The following is an 18,523-nucleotide window of genomic DNA, read 5'->3' on the forward strand; positions in this document are numbered from 1 at the left end:
GCCGCGGTCATTCAGATAAACCGCGGCGCCTGCATCGCCAGCAAGCCGGCTCCTACAGGTTTGGCATTTAGGCGAGCTCGGCCACTACCGAAGCCAACGCCTTGGCCGGATCCGCCGCCTGGCTGATCGGACGGCCGATCACCAGGTAATCGGAACCGGCATCCAGCGCCTGGCGCGGGGTCAGGATGCGGCGTTGATCGTCCTGGGCGCTGCCCGCCGGACGAATCCCCGGGGTCACCAGTTGCAGCGACGGGTGCGCCGCTTTCAGCGCCTGGGCTTCCAGGGCCGAGCACACCAGCCCATCCATCCCGGCTTTTTCCGCCAGTGCGGCCAGGCGCAACACCTGCTCTTGCGGCTCGATGTCCAGACCGATCCCTGCCAGGTCCTCACGCTCCATGCTGGTCAGCACGGTCACGCCAATCAGCAATGGCTGCGGGCCGCTGCGCTTGTCCAGCACTTCACGGCAAGCCGCCATCATGCGCAGGCCTCCGGAGCAATGCACGTTGACCATCCACACGCCCATCTCCGCCGCCGCTTTCACGGCCATCGCGGTGGTGTTGGGGATGTCATGGAACTTGAGGTCGAGGAACACTTCGAAACCCTTGTCACGCAGGGTGCCGACGATTTCCGAAGCACAGCTGGTAAACAGTTCCTTACCGACTTTGACCCGGCACAGTTTCGGGTCCAACTGATCGGCCAGCTTCAGTGCGGCGTCACGGGTAGGGAAATCCAGGGCGACGATGATGGGAGTCTGGCAGGCGGACATGAGTGGGCTCTCAGGCAAGTCGAAATCGGCGCGCATTGTAGCGGAAGCAACGGCCCTGCGGGACCCGATGATCGGTAAATCGTCGAGAACGCTCAGGCAAGACTAGTCTCTGCGGCAATTGTGTCGAGTTCGATACAGTCCACTGCTCAGCGACGGTCATCGACCCGCGCCTGGCTCTTGCTCCAGTCGGTCAACAGGCTATAAGCCACGGCCAGCAAGGTCGGGCCGATAAACAGGCCAATGAAGCCGAACGCGATCAAGCCGCCAAACACCCCAAGCAACACGATCACCAGCGGTAGATTCCCGCCCCGGCTGATCAGGTAAGGCTTGAGCACGTTGTCCACGCCACTGATGATGAACATGCCCCAGATGCCGAGGAACACCGCCATTCCGTAGTCGCCCTTCCAAACCAGCCAGGCAGTGGCCGGAATCCATACCAGCGGCGGCCCCATGGGAATCAGGCTGAGCATGAAGGTCACGATACCGAGCACCAACGCCCCGGGAACGCCGGCAATCAGGAAGCCGATCAGCGCCAGCACGGCCTGGGCCGCGGCGGTGCCGATCACACCGTTCACCACCCGTTGCACCGTGCCCGCCACCAGCTCGATGTAATACCCGGCACGGTGGCCGATCAGGCGCTCCAGCAAACCATGGACAAAGGCCGCCAACCGCGGGCCGTCGCGGTAGAAAAAAAACACGAAGACAATGCTCAGGGTCAGCTCGAGAATGCCGCTGCCAATCTGCGCGCTACGCGCCAGCAACCAGTTGCCGACCTGGCCCAGATAAGGCTTGAGCGACACCATCATCGCCGCACCCTGCTGATCGATACTGTTCCAGATGACTACCAGCCGCTCGCCCACCAGGGGAATGCTGCCCAGCCAGGTCGGCGCTTCAGGCAGGCCGTCGACCTGCACATCCTTGATGAACGCCGTGGCGTCGCGCACATGGTCCGCCAGGTTGAACCCGAGCCACACCAGGGGTGCCGCCACCAGCACCATCCAGCCCACGGTCAGCAAGGCTGCCGCCAGGGATTCGCGGCCATTGAGCCAGCGGGTCAGCAGGCGCATCAGTGGCCAACTGGCAAAGGCCAGTACTGCGCCCCAGAACAGGGCCGACCAGAACGGCGCCATCACCCAGAAGCTCGCGCCAAACAGCACCAGGAGCAGGATCTGCACCAACAGCCGATCGTTATTGATCATCACAGTCTCGAAAAAATCATGTCAGCAAAAAGAGTAGGCGAACACGCCCCGCGTGTTCGCCGTATAACGCCTAGCGCAGCAGTTTGATATGCAGGCCGGAACCGTCGACAGCACCGGTTTCCATCCGTGCCGCACGTACGCCCTGCTCGATCAGCGACTGACGCCAGGCTTCGGCATTGGGGCCGGAGACACTGACTCGCAAGGTGGTGTCCAGGTTCAGTCCCCGGGAGATCAAACGCAGCCAGGTGTCATCGGGTGTTTCAGTGAGCTTGGGGAAGTCGAGTTCGCCGGTGCTCTTGAGCTCGCGCAGCAAGGTCGCGGAGGTCGGCAGCAAATCCCCCAGCGGGGCGACGGCGTCGAATTGTTCGACGTGCAGATAGGCTTTGCGATTACCCCGCGTGATGCTGTAAAGCGCCACCAGCGTATTTTCCCGAGGAGCGGCCAGGCGTAACAGCAGGTACGCCTGCTCATTATCGGCGCCATAGAGCTTGGCGTTGCTGAACACTTCGTTGGCCCACAGGCTGCTTTCGCCGCAATCGCGAGCCTGGCACCAGAACAGCAACTGCGCGTCCTGCTGCTGCAGCGCTTCGCGCGCTGCGGTGAAGGCCTCGGTGGACGAATGCTCCGCCGGCAACTCGTAGGTCACCGACGTGACACTCCCACGGGCACTGACCTGGCCGTCAAAGCGCAACTGGCCGCTGATCTTGCGAATCGAGCCGAGGGGGTAGATCCGCTCCAGCTCTGCCGCAGGGCGATAGTCGACGATCTGCGCATCGGTCATGCGCGGCACGATCGGCAGGTCCTGACTGCCGGGCAGATCGGCGGCTAACGATAGAGGACTGAAACAACAGAGCATCAGCAAACTGAATGAGCGCATGGATAGACTCATCGGATCAGCACGACCTTGTGGCCAATCGGGGGCGCAGCGGTGTAGAGGTCTATCATGGTTGTCTCCCTTTTCAACCCGCCCAGCCTCGACAGTTGCCCGGCGCAAGTCAAGGAATGACGAAGAACCGATTGAAACAGTCTGCGACAAGATCCGCGCCGGCTTCATCATTCAGGTGCAAATGATGGCCGCCTGGCAGCTGTTCACGGCTAAAGGGTAGACGCTCCAGCAACTCGTGGTGCTTGGCGAGCATGCCGTCCGCGGCGACCACCAGTTTCGCCGGGCAGGCGATCCGCTGGACGAAGGCCATGGCCTGCTCGGTGGTCAGGCGCAGTGGCGACGGCAGCGTGAGGCGATTGTCGGTGCGCCAGGTGTAGCCGCCCGGCACCGGCATCAGGCCACGCTGGGCCAGCAGCTCGGCGGCTTCGCGACTGACCGCCACCAGGCCTTTCATGCGTGCTTCGATGGCGCGGTCGAGGGTGCTGTAGACCGGCTTGCGCTTTTCCCGCAGGTCCAGCTGCGCCTGCAGGGCCATGCCCATGCGTTCGGCAGCGTTTTCGCCTTTGTCCGTGGGAGGAATGACGCCGTCAATCAACGCCAGGTGGGTGACACGCTCCGGAAACGAGCCGGCAATGATCAACGATGCGATGGCGCCCATCGAATGCCCAAGCAACGCAAACCGCTTCAGCCCAAGCTGTTCTGCCACTTGCAGCACATCGTGGGCATAGTCCCACATGGCGTAACCGGCGCCCGGCGGGCGGTGCCCCGAGTGCCCGTGACCGGCCATGTCCAGGGCAATGATGCGCAGGCCTTTGAGCTTCGGTGCCAGGCGGGCGAAGCTGTTGGCGTTGTCCAGCCAGCCATGCAGGGCAATCACCGGCAAACCGTCTTCGGGACCAAACAAGTGCGCCGCCAGCTCGATATGCGGCAGGCTCAGGCGGACTTCTTCGACGACATGGCTCATGCGCAATCCTGCTGTTGGCGACCGTCCCAGCGGCTGAACAGGTTTTTCAGCAGCGTGGCCGTGTCCTGCGGGCGTTCCAGGGGAAACATGTGACCGCCAGGCATGCACAGTGATTCGCCCTGGGGCATGCGCCCGACCGAACTGGCATGATGGCGCATCACCACACGACTGTTACGCCCGCGCACCACCGCCAGTGGCACTTTCAGCTGCCGGGTGCTGCCAGGACTCGTGTGCGGCACGCCACGGTAGATGCTGATTTCCGTGGCCGGGTCGAAACGCAGGCGCAGCTTGTCGCCAACCTTGTGCAAACCGTGTTGCAGATAAGCGTCGAAGCATTCCGGGTCGAAGCTGCGAAACAGGGTCTTGCCGGCGAAATAACGGCGGGCGCTGTCGAGGTCGGCGAATTCTTCACGACGTCCCAGGGTGCGACCGGCAGGGGTCAGGCGGTCGATGAAACCGAAACGCTTGGCCGCGCGGATGACCCATTGATCGGTGCGGGTCAGCACCGGCGAATCGAGCATCACCACACCGCGATACAACTCCGGGCAACGCAACGCCGCGTGCAGATGCAGTACACCGCCGAAGGAATGACCGACGCCCCATACCGGCTCCGGCTGTTGCTGCAGGTGGTGGATCAGTTCATCCACCAGGTTGTACCAGTTGTCGTCCGCCGGGAAACGCGGGTCGTGGGCGTGCTGCTCCAGATGCGTCACCTGATATTCGGGCGCCAGCGCCGCGAACAATTTGCCATAGGTACCCGAAGGAAACCCGTTGGCGTGGGCGAAAAATATCTGTTGCGACATACGAGTCGATCCATCAACGAAAACAGAGGTCGATTGTCCGCAAGACCACGTCCCGCAGCAATGACCGTAACTGACAGGAATGATGACAGTCCGGTCAAAGCCATGGCTGGCGATCAACGCGCTGGCGGATTCTCGCCCAAAGGCACCACCGCCATGGTCAGCCGCGACACGCAACTGGCTTTGCCTTCATCACTGGTCAGACGGATATCCCAGACATGGGTCGTTCGCCCGATGTGAATCGCCTTGGCCACCGCCGTCACCCGCCCGCTGCGCAGACCGCGCAAATGGTTGGCGTTGATTTCCAGGCCCACACAATAGAATTTGCTGGTATCGATGCACAGGTAGCTGGCCATGGAACCGACGGATTCAGCCAGCACGACGGAAGCGCCGCCATGCAGCAAGCCATAAGGCTGGTGGGTGCGATGATCGACGACCATGCTCGCCGTCAGGGACTCTTCATCGAAGGCTTCGAAACGAATGTCCAGCACTTCGCCGATGGTGTTTTTCTGGATGGCATTCAACTGTTCGATGTTCGGAGCGGTACGCCACAGACTCATAGCAGATTTTCCTTGTTGATTTTGTTCGTGACTCAATCCTGCCACAGCACCGCTTCGCTGTGCTCGCTCCATTCTTCGAAGCGGGCGCCGTAAGCGGCTTCGATCACGTTGCGCTTGATCTTCAGGGTCGGCGTGAGAAAGCCGTTTTCCACCGCCCAGCTGTCCTTGACCACTACCAGTCGGCGCAAGCGTTCGTGCTTGTCGAGGGCGTTGTTGACCTCTTCCAGTAGTCTTTCCAGGCTTGAATGCAATCCGGCCCGCGCCTCCTGTTGCCCGACGGCCGAGAGCACGCACAGGCCCAGCGGCGCACTCAAGCCATCACCGACCACGCACACCTGCTCGATGCGCGAATGCACCGCCAGGCGGTTTTCGATGGGGGCCGGGGCCACGTACTTGCCTTTGCTGGTCTTGAAGATCTCCTTCAGGCGCCCGGTCAGGCGCAGGTTGCCTTCGGCGTCTTCCTCGCCCTTGTCGCCGGTGCGCAGGAAGCCGTCCTCGGTGAGGGTGTCGGCGGTTTTCTGCGGCTCCTTGAAATAGCCGAGCATGGTCGCACCGCTGCGCACCATGACCTCACCCGATTCGTCGATGCGCACCTCGACGCCCGGGCAAGGCTTGCCGATCCAGCCCGGTTTGTTCTGTCCCGGCAGGCAAATATGCGAGTAACCGCAGCTTTCCGTCATGCCGTAGACCTCCAGCACGTCCAGTCCGAGTTTGCGGTACCACAGCAGCAAGCTCAGCGGCACCGGGGCGGCACCGGACAGGGCTACGCGCAAGGCATCGAGCCCCAACCCGGCGAGGACTTTGTGCCCGACCCGCTTGCCGATAATCGGCAAGCCGAGCAGGAAATCCAGGCGCTTTGCCGGAATCTTGCTGTACACGCCCATCTGGAATTTGGTCCAGATGCGCGGCACGCCAAACAGCGCCGTTGGCCGCGCACGCCGAAGATCAGTCAGGAAGGTATCGAGACTTTCGGCAAAAAAAACGCTTTGCCCCGTATAGATCGAAGCCAATTCAACGAACATCCGTTCGGCAACGTGGCACAACGGCAAATACGACAACAATCGATCCGACTCATTCAGGCCGAACAGTTGCGTGCCGCGCGTGGTGGCGAACCCCAGATTGCCGAAGCTGTGCATCACGCCCTTGGGCATGCCGGTGGTACCGGACGTGTAGATGATGGTCGCCAGTTGATCAGCGGCGGGCTTGGGATCGTCCTGGATCGGCGAGCTGCGTTGCAGGTCGGCCCAACTGAAATCGAAGCTGCCAGGCGGGTGCAGCGGCAGGCTGATGGTCGGCAGATCGGGATTGACGCCCCGCGACATGCCAGGCCAGTCGTCGAGTTTACCGATGAAGGCCAGCGTCGCTTCAGAGTGTTCGAGCACCTGGGCCAACGATTCGGCGGTGAGGTTGGGGTACAACGGCACCGAGACATGCCCGGCCATCCAGATCGCCAGGTCGGCAATGATCCAGTGTGCGCAATTTTTTGAGATCAGGGCGATGTGACTGCCTTGGGGCAGTTCCCGCGACCGCAGCCAATGGGCCGCGCAACGAGCCTGGTGACCGACGTCCTCCCAGGTCAGGGTCTCGACCTGCCCACCGCCCACTGGCTGGACAAGAAAGCGCTGGCGGGGATGACGGGCCTCGCGCTCGTAGAAGATGTCCAGGGGCAAACGAGAAGCAGCAGGCATGGGACTCGCTCCTTTATTTTGGTCTGGAGCAAGCGTAGTCAACCAAGCAAGTGCTTGGTTAACTTTTTTAGAGAATCAAGAGCAAAAGATCGCAGCCGGCGGCAGCTCCTGCAAAAGGCTGCGATCCATTGCTTTTACGGGTGCTTGATACCGTTGAGCTTCATGGAGCCGACCAACAGTTCATCGCCCTTGAGTTCCGCCAGACCGGCAGTGCCGACTCTCTCCGGCGGGTGCCCGGCACCATGTTGCAGGTAACTCAGCAGATTCCCCACCAAGGGGTTGTGACTGACCAGCAGCACGTCGCTGACCGCGACCATCTGTTCGGCCACTTTGTCCGGTTCCGTGTCAGGTGTCAGCCATTCAACAGTGCGGATTTCCGGTTCGAAACCCAACGCGTCTCGCACCAGTTGCGCGGTTTGCTGCGCTCGCAGGTACGGACTGGCGTAGATGGCGGTCAGCGGCTGGCCGATCAAATTTGCAGCGGTGCGCAGCACTTCCTCACGTCCGTGCTCCGTCAATTCCCGCTCCGAATCGTGGGGTTTGGAACCGTGTGGCACGGCTTCCCCATGACGCAATACCCAGAGTTTCATAGTTTGGGTTCCTCATCCCGGGCCGGATGTGGCGCAGGCGCCACGGCGTGGGGCGCTTCACCTTCCGGCGTACGCGGCGTCGGCCAATCGGCGAACGGCCAGGGTTTCTGGTCGCTGTGAAAAGTGCCGAAACGACCGATCTGTGCCAGGAACTGGCTCAGACTGTCGCCAAAGTTCATCAGGCTGGCGCTCGGGGCGCCATAAATCAAACGATAGATCAACTGCACCAGCACCACAGCGCCAAGCATGAACTGCGCCACCTGCCACACCAGCAGGAACACCACCATCCACAGCACTCGAAGCAGAATGGACTCGTATCTGGCTTCTACTTTTTGATCACTCATGTCTCGCTCCGTTCCTGTGAAGTAGTTTTTCAGTTGAAGCCGCTGGTAGAGATAAAGTCGACATCGGTCTTCGGCTCGCCGCGCATCAGCAGCCCGATCACCTGCTCCAGCGTGCGCCCTTCGAACAGAATGGCGTGCAGCCCGGCGACCAACGGCATGTACACGCCAACCTCCTGGGACTTGGCCTTGAGCACCTTGAGCGTGTTCACGCCTTCGGCGACTTCGCCCAGGCGATTGACCGCCTCGTCGAGGCTCAAGCCCTGGCCGAGGGCGAACCCGACCTGATAGTTGCGGCTTTTTGGCGACGAGCAGGTCACGATCAGGTCACCCACGCCCGCAAGGCCCAGAAACGTCATCGGGTTGGCCCCCTGATTCACCGCGAAGCGCGTCATTTCCGCCAGCGCCCGGGTAATCAGCATGCTCTTGGTGTTTTCGCCCATGCCCATCGCTACCGCCATGCCGGCGATGATCGCGTAGACGTTTTTCAACGCCCCACCCAGTTCCACGCCAAAACGGTCGGCGCTGGCATACACACGAAAGGTGCGGCCGTGCAACACCTCCTGGACCTCCTGGCAGAGTTCTTCGTCTTCGCTGGCGACCACCGTGGCGGTCAACGCGTGCTCGGCGATTTCACGGGCCAGGTTCGGACCGGACAACACACCAATGCGTGCCAGTGGCGCAATTTCTTCGAGAATCTGGCTCATCAGCTTGAACGTGTGGGCTTCGATGCCCTTGGTCAGGCTCACCAGCATCTTGCCGCTCAAGCGATCGGCGTGCGGGGCCAGCACCGAGCGCAACGCGCTGGAAGGGAGTGCAACGAAACTCAGCTCGCAGGCCTCCAGGGTGGCCAGCAGATCGTTGACCGGTGTCACGCCGGGCAGAATCTTGATGCCTTTGAGGTAACGCGGGTTCTCGCGATTGACCCGGATGGCCTCGGCCTGTTCGGGGTCCCGCATCCATTGCAGGACTTGATGACCATTTTCTGCCAGCAGGTTAGCCACGGCGGTACCAAAACTTCCGCCTCCCAAGACCGCGATCGGGCGCTGTTCAGTCATATGCAATCCATTAATCCAATACCAGTGGCGATGCCGGCATTATACGGCGCGCCCCCGTGTCGACCAGTCCCTGCTTCAATTACCGACGTGCAGGGGAAGAAGTCCGGCAAAACCGAAGAAAATGCCTACATCGCGACTGGAAAACTCATCGGGCTCGGTTAACATGCGCGCCATCATTCGTTAACAAGAATGCGGCAATTATCAACAATAACTATAAAGAGCGTCGGATGATGTATTTCAGCGCAGAGCTGGCGTTTTAACATGCCCCATCGTCCGTCACGGAAGACGCCAACCCTTGGCCATCTGCTGGCCATGGTCTGCCTGATATTCGGTGGCTGGCTCAACAGCCTGTCGGCCCACGCCGCGGACATTCTCCTGATCGGTGTCGACGACAGCCCCGGCATGCACTCTTTTGCCCAGGCCCTAAGGCAATTGCGTCCGGCCGACAGCGTGCGCTTCCAGCCGCTGGCCAGCCTGCCGCCACCGGGCAAGCTGCCAGCGGACACCCGCTTGATCCTGCTCGACCTGCCCAGCCTAGACTGGCGCCTGCAGGACAGCCGCGGCCCGGCGACACTGGTGCTGTGCATCAGCCGCGTGCAGGCACGGCAATATCTGGGGCACGCCCTGCCCGCGCACCTCAGCCTGCTTTGGAGTGATCCGCCACTGGACCGGCAATTGCGCCTCACCCGCGTGCTGCTGCCCCAGGCCAAACGGATTGGCGTGCTGTACGACGGCCATAGCGAGTTCCTGTTGCGGGAACTGCGCCAGGCCGCCCATCCCCTCGGGCTTGAGGTAGTCACCGAGCGCTGGGACAACACCGAGGACAGTCGTCCTTTGCAGGCGTTGCTGGACAACAGCGATGCATTACTGGGTCTGGACGACCCTGGCCTGTACAACTCGAAAACCGCGAAGAACCTGTTGCTCAGCAGCTATGCTCGACAACGGGCCTTGATCGGCCCGAATGCAGGGTTCGTCAAGGCCGGGAGCCTGGCCAGTACCTACAGCGATCATGGCGACTGGCTGGCGACTCTCGATGAACTGCTCGACCAGCCGCCCGCCACGTGGCCCCGCTCGCAGTACCCACAGCGCTTCAAAGTCGCGAGCAATGCGCAGGTGTCTCGTTCCCTGGATCTTGAACAGGTCAACGATGCGTCTGTCGCCATGCTGCTGGCAGAAGGAGAAAGCCATCCATGACCTTCCGTCGCCGCTGGGACATCAGTACCCGCACCCAGATCATCAGCCTCGGCCCCGCCCTGCTGCTGACGTTGCTGTTGATCAGCTTCTTCACCTTCGTGCGGATCCAGGACCTGCGCCAGGAGCTCAACCATACCGGCCAGTTGATTGCCAACCAACTGGCGCCGGCCACCGAATACGGGGTGATTTCGGGCAATAACGAGGTCCTCGAAAGCCTGCTCAAGGCCACACTGGCCACGCCCAACGTGCGGTTCCTGGAGGTGCAGGACAGCGCCAACCGGATTCTGGTGTACGTCGAACAACCCTCGGCCAGCTACCAGCAGCCGCATCAGGTCGAAGTGTTCCAGGCCCCCGTGCGGCTGCAACGCATCGCCCTGCACAATGATTTTTTCCAGGACCGCAAAGCGGCCCCAACGACTCCCGCCGAGGATTACCTGGGCCGGGTGATCGTCGGCCTGTCCAATGATGCATTCAGCCAGCGCCAGCAGGAGATCCTGCTCAAGGCCGGCATCCTGGCGCTGTTCGCCTTGCTGTTTACCTTCCTGGTCGCCCGACGCCTGGCCTCGAGCCTGTCGCAACCGCTGCGCGATATCGGCAATGCGGTCAAGGCGATCCAGGCCGGCGACTATAAAACGCCGCTGCCTATCGTCGACGACACTGAACTCGGCGCCCTGTCGCAACATATCAACAACCTTGCCAGGGGCCTTGAGCAAGCCAGTCACGAACAACATCAGGCCATGGCGCAGCTGATCCAGACCCGCGAGGAAGCGGAAAAAGCCAACAACGCCAAGTCGGACTTCCTCGCCATGATGAGCCACGAACTGCGCACGCCGATGAATGGTGTGCTGGGCATGCTGCAGTTGCTGGAAACCACCGAGATGACCGAAGAGCAGTTCGAATACGCCGCGCTGGCTTCGGAATCCACCGAGCACCTGCTTAAAGTCATCAATGACATTCTGGATTTTTCCCGTATCGAACGCTCGGAACTGGAACTGGAACATATTCCCTTCAACCTCGCGGACCTGATCGCCAGTTGCGCCCAGTCATTCCAGCACAGCGCGGTGCAACGCGGGCTCGACCTGCAGTTGCAGATTCCGGTGGACATGCGCGCGCTGCAGGTTCAGGGCGATCCGACGCGCATCCGGCAAATACTGGTCAATCTGGTCGGCAATGCACTGAAGTTTACCGAGCAGGGCCGGGTCTCCATCGAGCCGCAGTGGCAGTCCCTGGATCACGAACTGCTGTGGTTCACCTGCACGGTACGCGACAGCGGCATTGGCATTCCCCCCGAGAGCCTGGAATTGATGTTCGACGCGTTTCAGCAAGCCGACAGTTCCATTTCAAGACGCTACGGTGGCACTGGCCTTGGCCTGCCGATTGCGCGAACACTCGCCGAACGCATGGGCGGCACCTTGCGCGCCCAGAGCGAACAAGGCCGTGGTTCGATGTTCACCCTGGAAATTCCGCTGGCGTTGTCTCAACAGGCCTTGCCGGCGCGGGTACCGCGCGTATCGACCCACAAGGGCGACGGCGAAGGGCGCAATGTGCTGCTGGTCGAGGACAATCCGGTCAACCAGACGGTGATCGAAGCCATGTTGCGCAGCCTGGGCTTTACTGTCAGCGTCGCCGCCGATGGCGCACAGGCGGTGCGCAGTGCCGAGAGCCTGATTTTCGAAGCCATATTGATGGACTGCCGATTGCCGATCATCGACGGCTATGAGGCCACCCGCCAGATCCGTGAACTGCCCGGCTGCACCGACTTGCCGATCATTGCCCTGACCGCCAATGCCTTGCAGGGGGATCGCGAAGCCTGCTTGTCGGCAGGAATGAACGATTACCTGGCCAAGCCCTTCAAACGAACTGATCTTCAGCAAATTCTGCAGCGATGGGTGCAGTAGTACAGGCCTTTCGAGCATCTGCGACTGGCGTGAAAGGCGAAAGTGCGGCAGTCTTAGGCACCCGTACAAGTCCGAAATTGGGCTTGATTAAAAATTTCAGTGCACAAGTGTACATTCATGTCCTTGGTACTGTGACTTTCACTACAACGCAATAGTCTATGAGTAGGCTGCCGGTTCGAGGCATGAATGCTTCGATCGGCCGGGAAGATTTGCCCCACCTGCCGCATGGGACTATTGAGGAGCTCGCATGACCAAACAAAACGCCTTTACCCGGGAAGACCTGCTGCGCTGCAGTCGCGGTGAGCTGTTCGGCCCAGGTAACGCGCAACTGCCCGCCCCGAACATGCTGATGGTCGATCGCATCACCCTGATCAGCGAAGAAGGTGGCAAGTACGGCAAAGGTGAATTGGTCGCCGAGCTGGATATCACTCCGGACCTGTGGTTCTTCGCCTGCCACTTCGAAGGCGATCCGGTGATGCCGGGCTGCCTGGGCCTCGACGCCATGTGGCAACTGGTCGGCTTCTTCCTGGGCTGGCAAGGCCTGCCGGGCCGCGGTCGCGCCCTGGGATCGGGCGAAGTGAAATTCTTCGGCCAGGTCCTGCCGACCGCCAAGAAAGTCACCTATAACATTCATATCAAGCGTGTCCTCAAAGGCAAGCTGAACCTGGCCATCGCCGACGGTTCGGTGACTGTCGACGGTCGCGAAATCTATACCGCCGAAGGCCTCCGGGTCGGCGTGTTCACCTCCACTGACAACTTCTAAGGGTTATCCGCATGCGCCGCGTCGTTATCACTGGTCTGGGCATTGTTTCGTGCCTGGGCAATGACAAAGAGACCGTCTCCGCTAACCTGCGTGCAAGCCGCCCTGGCATCCGGTTCAACCCGGAATATGCCGAAATGGGTCTGCGTAGCCAGGTTTCCGGCTCCATTGACCTCAACCTTGAAGAACTGATCGATCGCAAGATCTATCGCTTCGTCGGCCACGCGGCAGCTTATGCCTACCTGGCCATGAAAGACGCCATCACTGACTCCGGCCTGACCGAAGAGCAGGTGTCCAACCCGCGTACCGGCCTGATCGCCGGTTCCGGTGGCGCATCGACCCTGAACCAGATGGAAGCGCTGGACATCCTGCGCGAGAAAGGCGTCAAGCGCGTCGGCCCATACCGCGTAACGCGGACCATGAGCAGCACCGTATCCGCCTGCCTGGCCACGCCGTTCAAGATCAAGGGCCTGAACTACTCCATCGCGTCTGCCTGCGCCACCAGTGCTCACTGCATCGGTACCGCCATGGAACAGATCCAGATGGGCAAGCAGGACATCGTTTTCGCCGGCGGCGGTGAAGAAGAACACTGGAGCCAGTCGTTCCTGTTCGACGCCATGGGCGCCCTGTCCAGCAAGCGCAACGACACCCCGGAACAAGCCTCCCGCGCCTACGACGCCGACCGTGACGGTTTTGTCATCGCTGGCGGTGGCGGCATGGTCGTGGTTGAAGAGCTGGAACACGCCCTGGCCCGCGGCGCAAAAATCTACGCGGAAATCGTTGGCTACGGCGCGACCTCCGACGGCTACGACATGGTTGCCCCAAGCGGCGAAGGCGCGATCCGCTGCATGCAGCAGGCGCTGTCCACCGTCGACACCCCGATCGACTACCTGAACACCCACGGCACTTCGACTCCGGTCGGCGACGTCGCGGAAATGAAAGGTGTGCGTGAAGTGTTCGGCGACAAGGCTCCGGCCATCAGCTCCACCAAGAGCCTGTCGGGTCACTCCCTGGGCGCCGCCGGCGTTCACGAAGCGATCTACTGCATGCTGATGATGGAAGGCAACTTCATTGCCGGCTCCGCCAACATCGACGAGCTGGACCCTGAAGTGGCTGACCTGCCGGTGCTGACCAAGACCCGCGAAAACGCCACCATCAACACCGTGATGAGCAACAGCTTCGGTTTCGGCGGCACCAACGCCACGCTGGTACTGAAGCGCTGGGAAGGCAAGTAATTCCCCGCTGCTGAACGCACAAAAAACGCCCCGACTGGTTCGGGGCGTTTTTTTTTGCCTTAGGTAAATGGAGCAACTCTGCGCCCTGTGGGAGCGGGCTTGCTCGCGAAGGCGGCGGCACATTCAACATTAATGGCGCCTGACACTCCGTCTTCGCGAGCAAGCCCGCTCCCACAGGGTCAGCGTTTTGCCCACAAGGCTTGGGCATGGAGATGAAGCTTTTGTCATGAAACTTAAGGCCCTGCGACTGAATGTCGCGGTTTGCGTGGGCTGCAGGACTGTTGCTGTTTTTGCAAGAAACCCTTTCCAAACTCAGTCGTTTACTTAGCAAGCTACCAAACTCTATAACAGAGTCCTGCACATGCCTTGCTGCAGATAACAGAGATTGGAGCTAGCAGATGACTGTAAAAGTAACTGAACGCGACGATTCACGTATGTCCCACGAAGGCGTAGCCGCCGGTGTGCGGATCTGGGATGTGTACCAACAAGACCTGCTGGTCGGGATGTTCCACTCCGAAACTGACGCCCACAGTTACAAGGCCGAACTGGAAACCCTGGAGCAGCAACGAGAACTACGCTCCGCCTGAGCAATTGTAGGAGCGAGCTTGCTCGCGATGGACTAAAGAGCGCCGCGTTTAGCCAGTAAACACGCGTTATCGTTAACGACCATCGCGAGCAAGCTCGCTCCTACATCGCTTACCACATCAGATCGTCAGGGATCTGATAGGCCGCGTACGGATCGTCCTCGGCGGCGACTTCTTCGGTCTGCACATTCAGCTGCACGATACGTTGCGGATCGCGCTCCTGGATCTTCAGGGCCGCTTCCCGGGGGATCACTTCATAACCGCCGGCGTGATGCACGATGGCCAGCGAACCGTTGCTCAGCTTGTTGCGCATCAGGCTGTTGACCGAGAGACGCTTGACCTTCTTGTCGTCGACGAAGTTGTAGTAGTCCTCGGTCGTCAGTTTCGGCAGGCGCGTGGCTTCGATCAATTGCTTGACCTGTGCTACGCGGGCTTTCGCCTCGGCCTTTTCCTGCTGCTGACGGTTGAGCTCCTGATCGCGCTTGACCTTCTCGGCCATCGCTTCCTGAGCCGCACGCTGCTGGGAGTCGTCCAGTTCGATCTGGCCTTTGTGGGCCAGGCGCTGCTGCTTCTGTTTGTCTTTGCTGACCTGCTTGGCCTGCTTCTGGTTGACCAGCCCTGCTTTGAGCAACTGGTCGCGAAGGGAAATGCTCATGGTGCTTATTACTCACTTAGGCAACTGCTCAACCGCAGCTGGGCACATTCTTTTCCTGGCGTTTGGCTTCACCCCACAGGGCGTCCAACTCTTCGAGGGTGCAATCTTCCATGGGACGGTGGGTGTCGCGCAATGCCTGTTCGATAAAACGGAAGCGCCGTTCGAACTTGCCGTTGGCGCCACGCAGCGCGGTTTCCGGGTCGACCTTGAGATGCCTGGCCAGATTGACCACGGAAAACAGCAGGTCGCCAATCTCGTCGGCCACGGCCTCTGGATCGTTTTCCGACATGGCCTCGAGGACTTCATCGAGTTCTTCACGGACTTTATCAAGCACCGGCAATGCATCGGGCCAGTCGAAACCGACCTGCCCTGCTCGCTTCTGCAATTTTGCCGAGCGGGACAACGCCGGCAATGCTGCCGGGACATCATCGAGCAAGGACAGTTGTTGCGGTGCACTGGAGCTCTCTGCGCGCTCCTCGGCCTTGATCTCTTCCCTGCGCTGCTTGACCTGTTCCTCACTCAGGCGCGGGACATCCATAGGCGCGTACAGATCACCCGTGGGGAATACGTGTGGGTGACGGCGAATCAACTTGCGCGTGATGCCATCGACCACGCCAGCGAACTCGAAGCGTCCTTCCTCCCGGGCCAGCTGGCTGTAATAAACCACCTGGAACAGCAGGTCGCCCAACTCACCCTGCAGGTGATCGAAGTCACCGCGCTCGATGGCGTCGGCGACTTCATAGGCTTCCTCGAGGGTGTGCGGGACGATGGTGGCGTAGGTTTGCCTGATGTCCCACGGGCAACCGTACTGCGGGTCGCGCAGGCGGTTCATCAGGTGCAATAAATCTTCAAGGCTGTACATCAATCCCTCTCATGATAAAGCTCCCCTGTGGGAGCGGGCTTGCTCGCGAAGAGGCCGGCACATTCAAAATTGATGCGTATGGCAAATCGCTTTCGCGAGCAAGCCCGCTCCCACATTGGATTGGCGCTGATCTCAAGGGGTTCGGTTACGCCGGGTTTCGATGATGTTCGGCAGCTGGGAAATCCGCCCAAGCAACCGCCCAAGCGCGTCCAGCCCCGGAATCTCGATGGTCAGGGACATCAGCGCGGTGTTGTCCTCCTTGTTCGAGCGGGTATTGACCGCCAGCACGTTGATCCGCTCGTTGAGCAGCACCTGCGAGACGTCACGCAGCAATCCGGAACGGTCGTAGGCACGGATGACGATGTCCACCGGATAGGTGAGCACCGGTACCGGCCCCCAGCTGACCTGAATGATCCGCTCCGGCTCGCGCCCGCCTAACTGCAGCACCGAGGCACAATCCTGACGGTGGATGCTCACGCCGCGGCCCTGGGTGATGTAGCCGACGATTGCATCCCCCGGCAGCGGCTGGCAGCAACCGGCCATCTGGGTCATCAGGTTGCCCACGCCCTGGATCTGAATGTCGCCACGCTTGCCTGGCTTGTAGCCGGTAGCCTTGCGTGGAATCAGTTCCAGCTGTTCGTTGCCGCGTTCCGGCTCGACCAGTTGCTGCGCCAGGTTGACCAGTTGCGCCAGGCGCAAATCGCCGGCACCGAGGGCAGCGAACATGTCCTCGGCGGTCTTCATGTTGGCCTTGTCGGCCAGCTTGTCGAAGTCCACCTGCGGCAGGCCGAGGCGATTGAGTTCGCGCTCGAGCAGGGTTTTACCGGCGGCGACGTTCTGGTCGCGCGCCTGCAGCTTGAACCAGTGAACGATCTTCGCCCGCGCCCGCGAGGTGGTGATGTAACCCAGGTTCGGGTTCAGCCAGTCGCGGCTCGGCGTGCCGTGCTTGCTGGTGATGATCTCGACCTGTTCACCGGTTTGCAGGCTGTAGTTGAGCGGCACGATGCGCCCGTTGATCTTGGCGCCGCGGCAGTTGTGACCGATCTCGGTGTGGACGCGGTAGGCGAAGTCCAGTGGCGTCGCGCCCTTGGGCAAATCGATGGCGTGACCGTCCGGGGTAAAGATGTAGACCCGGTCGGGTTCGATATCGACCCGCAGCTGTTCGGCCAACCCGCCAATGTCGCCCAGCTCTTCGTGCCACTCGAGCACCTGACGCAGCCAGGAGATTTTCTCTTCGTAGTGATTGGAGCCGGACTTGACGTCGGTGCCCTTGTAGCGCCAGTGCGCGCACACGCCAAGCTCGGCCTCTTCATGCATGGCGTGGGTGCGGATCTGCACCTCCAGCACCTTGCCCTCGGGCCCGATCACCGCGGTATGCAATGAGCGATAGCCGTTCTCTTTCGGGTTGGCGATGTAGTCGTCGAACTCTTTCGGGATGTGCCGCCACAGGGTGTGGACAATGCCGAGCGCGGTGTAGCAGTCGCGCATTTCCGGCACGAGTACCCGCACGGCGCGCACGTCGTAGATCTGGCTGAACTCCAGGCCCTTGCGCTGCATTTTGCGCCAGATCGAATAGATGTGCTTGGCCCGACCGCTGATGTCGGCATCGACGCCGGTGGCCTGCAATTCGTTCTTCAGCTGACTCATCACGTCGCTGATGAAGCGCTCGCGATCCAGACGCCGCTCGTGCAGCAACTTGGCGATCTGCTTGTATTGGTCAGGCTCGAGGTAACGGAAGGACAAGTCCTCCAGCTCCCACTTGATGTGGCCGATACCCAGGCGGTGGGCCAGTGGCGCGTAGATGTCGAACACCTCGCGAGCCACGCGGTTGCGCTTCTCGTCGTCGGCGGTCTTCACCGCACGGATCGCGCAGGTGCGCTCGGCCAGCTTGATCAGGGCCACGCGCACGTCGTCGACCATGGCCACGAGCATCTTGCGCAGGTTTTCCACCTGGCCCTGGGTGCCCATCACCATGGATTTGCGCGGGCTCAAGCTGTCGCTGATCGCGGCCATGCGCTGCACGCCGTCGATCAGTTTGGCGACCACCGGGCCGAAGCGCTGGCTGACCGTGGGCAACGGGATCTGGCCTTCGCGTACGCCCCGGTACAAGACCGCGGCCACCAGCGAATCCTGATCGAGCTTGAGGTCGGCGAGGATCTCGGCGATCTCCAGGCCCGTGCGGAAACTCGAGTTGCCTTCGGTCCACAGATTCTTAGCCGCATTGGCTTGTTGTTCGGCCTCGCGAGCGAACTCGCAGGCTTCTTTCAAGGCTTCGCGATCCAGTGCCAGATCGACACTGACCGCGTGATCGAGCCAAGCCTCGAGATTGATACTGCCGTCGGTGTTGATCGGCTGGTGTGCTCTCACCTGTACCATCTTGCTTACCTTCCCTACGACGCAGATTCAATGCGTCAAATCGCTGACCTTCGTTGCCCATGAGCCCACATCGGGCTGGTACGCGGCTGCACGGGCGGGCCAGTCGG

18 protein-coding genes are annotated in these 18,523 nt (G+C 61.0%); 5 read left to right on the forward strand and 13 right to left on the reverse strand.

Features of this window, described 5'->3' with window-relative positions; genetic code table 11:
- Positions 1-67: 67 nt before the first annotated feature.
- From pyrF to SOP85_RS20735, 10 genes are all read right to left on the reverse strand, one after another.
- Positions 68-766 (reverse strand): orotidine-5'-phosphate decarboxylase, encoded by a 699-nt coding sequence (gene pyrF, locus SOP85_RS20690; RefSeq protein ID WP_274072934.1) that lies wholly within the window; start codon positions 764-766, stop codon positions 68-70.
- 146 nt (positions 767-912) lie between these two features.
- On the reverse strand, positions 913-1,965 hold the full coding sequence (locus SOP85_RS20695; RefSeq protein WP_274072933.1) for an AI-2E family transporter: 1,053 nt from the start codon (positions 1,963-1,965) through the stop codon (positions 913-915).
- Positions 1,966-2,035: 70 nt separating this feature from the next.
- Positions 2,036-2,842, reverse strand: coding sequence for a DUF4892 domain-containing protein (locus SOP85_RS20700; protein WP_323628076.1), 807 nt, complete (start codon positions 2,840-2,842; stop codon positions 2,036-2,038).
- A 118-nt stretch (positions 2,843-2,960) separates the two neighbouring features.
- Positions 2,961-3,815, reverse strand: a complete 855-nt coding sequence (locus tag SOP85_RS20705) for an alpha/beta hydrolase (RefSeq protein WP_274072931.1) — start codon at positions 3,813-3,815, stop codon at positions 2,961-2,963.
- Entirely contained in the window at positions 3,812-4,618 is an 807-nt protein-coding gene (locus SOP85_RS20710) for an alpha/beta fold hydrolase (protein WP_274072930.1), read from the reverse strand. The genes SOP85_RS20705 and SOP85_RS20710 overlap by 4 nt, the downstream gene beginning before the upstream one ends.
- 113 nt (positions 4,619-4,731) lie before the next feature.
- Positions 4,732-5,175 (reverse strand): hotdog fold thioesterase, encoded by a 444-nt coding sequence (locus tag SOP85_RS20715; protein ID WP_274072929.1) that lies wholly within the window; start codon positions 5,173-5,175, stop codon positions 4,732-4,734.
- Positions 5,176-5,207: 32 nt separating this feature from the next.
- Entirely contained in the window at positions 5,208-6,863 is a 1,656-nt protein-coding gene (locus tag SOP85_RS20720; protein ID WP_323628077.1) for an AMP-binding protein, read from the reverse strand.
- A gap of 134 nt (positions 6,864-6,997) precedes the next feature.
- A complete protein-coding gene (gene sixA, locus SOP85_RS20725; protein WP_274072927.1) occupies positions 6,998-7,453 on the reverse strand; it encodes a phosphohistidine phosphatase SixA in 456 nt (151 codons plus the stop codon).
- Positions 7,450-7,797 (reverse strand): DUF4389 domain-containing protein, encoded by a 348-nt coding sequence (locus SOP85_RS20730; protein WP_323628078.1) that lies wholly within the window; start codon positions 7,795-7,797, stop codon positions 7,450-7,452. The genes sixA and SOP85_RS20730 overlap by 4 nt, the downstream gene beginning before the upstream one ends.
- Before the next feature lie 29 nt (positions 7,798-7,826).
- Positions 7,827-8,852, reverse strand: coding sequence for an NAD(P)H-dependent glycerol-3-phosphate dehydrogenase (locus SOP85_RS20735; protein WP_274072925.1), 1,026 nt, complete (start codon positions 8,850-8,852; stop codon positions 7,827-7,829).
- A 261-nt stretch (positions 8,853-9,113) separates the two neighbouring features.
- On the opposite strand from SOP85_RS20735, the gene SOP85_RS20740 reads away from it, so the two are divergent.
- The 5 genes from SOP85_RS20740 to SOP85_RS20760 all read left to right on the forward strand — a co-directional run bounded on the left by SOP85_RS20740 (position 9,114) and on the right by SOP85_RS20760 (position 14,526).
- A complete protein-coding gene (locus tag SOP85_RS20740) occupies positions 9,114-10,046 on the forward strand; it encodes an ABC transporter substrate-binding protein (protein ID WP_323628079.1) in 933 nt (310 codons plus the stop codon).
- Positions 10,043-11,944, forward strand: a complete 1,902-nt coding sequence (locus SOP85_RS20745) for an ATP-binding protein (RefSeq protein WP_274072923.1) — start codon at positions 10,043-10,045, stop codon at positions 11,942-11,944. Before SOP85_RS20740 ends, SOP85_RS20745 begins: the two co-directional genes overlap by 4 nt.
- 247 nt (positions 11,945-12,191) lie before the next feature.
- The gene (fabA, locus tag SOP85_RS20750; protein ID WP_003179264.1) at positions 12,192-12,707 is read left to right on the forward strand and encodes a 3-hydroxyacyl-[acyl-carrier-protein] dehydratase FabA; all 516 of its coding nucleotides are present in this window, start codon (positions 12,192-12,194) and stop codon (positions 12,705-12,707) included.
- 11 nt (positions 12,708-12,718) lie between these two features.
- The gene (gene fabB / locus SOP85_RS20755; RefSeq protein ID WP_015096439.1) at positions 12,719-13,939 is read left to right on the forward strand and encodes a beta-ketoacyl-ACP synthase I; all 1,221 of its coding nucleotides are present in this window, start codon (positions 12,719-12,721) and stop codon (positions 13,937-13,939) included.
- 398 nt (positions 13,940-14,337) lie between these two features.
- Positions 14,338-14,526 (forward strand): hypothetical protein, encoded by a 189-nt coding sequence (locus tag SOP85_RS20760; RefSeq protein ID WP_274072922.1) that lies wholly within the window; start codon positions 14,338-14,340, stop codon positions 14,524-14,526.
- A 109-nt stretch (positions 14,527-14,635) separates the two neighbouring features.
- Here SOP85_RS20760 and SOP85_RS20765 read toward each other — a convergent pair whose 3' ends face one another.
- The 3 genes from SOP85_RS20765 to relA all read right to left on the reverse strand — a co-directional run bounded on the left by SOP85_RS20765 (position 14,636) and on the right by relA (position 18,416).
- Positions 14,636-15,178: a DUF2058 domain-containing protein gene (locus SOP85_RS20765; RefSeq protein ID WP_274072921.1), complete on the reverse strand. Its 543-nt coding sequence runs from the start codon at positions 15,176-15,178 to the stop codon at positions 14,636-14,638.
- 28 nt (positions 15,179-15,206) lie between these two features.
- Positions 15,207-16,040 carry a nucleoside triphosphate pyrophosphohydrolase gene (mazG, locus tag SOP85_RS20770; RefSeq protein ID WP_323628081.1) on the reverse strand — a complete coding sequence of 278 codons (834 nt, stop codon included), beginning with the start codon at positions 16,038-16,040 and terminating at the stop codon, positions 15,207-15,209.
- Between the two features lie 132 nt (positions 16,041-16,172).
- On the reverse strand, positions 16,173-18,416 hold the full coding sequence (gene relA / locus SOP85_RS20775; RefSeq protein WP_274072919.1) for a GTP diphosphokinase: 2,244 nt from the start codon (positions 18,414-18,416) through the stop codon (positions 16,173-16,175).
- Positions 18,417-18,523 lie beyond the last annotated feature (107 nt).

Origin of the sequence: Pseudomonas sp. YuFO20, assembly GCF_035064975.1 — a bacterium.
Classification (GTDB): domain Bacteria; phylum Pseudomonadota; class Gammaproteobacteria; order Pseudomonadales; family Pseudomonadaceae; genus Aquipseudomonas; species Aquipseudomonas putida_AE.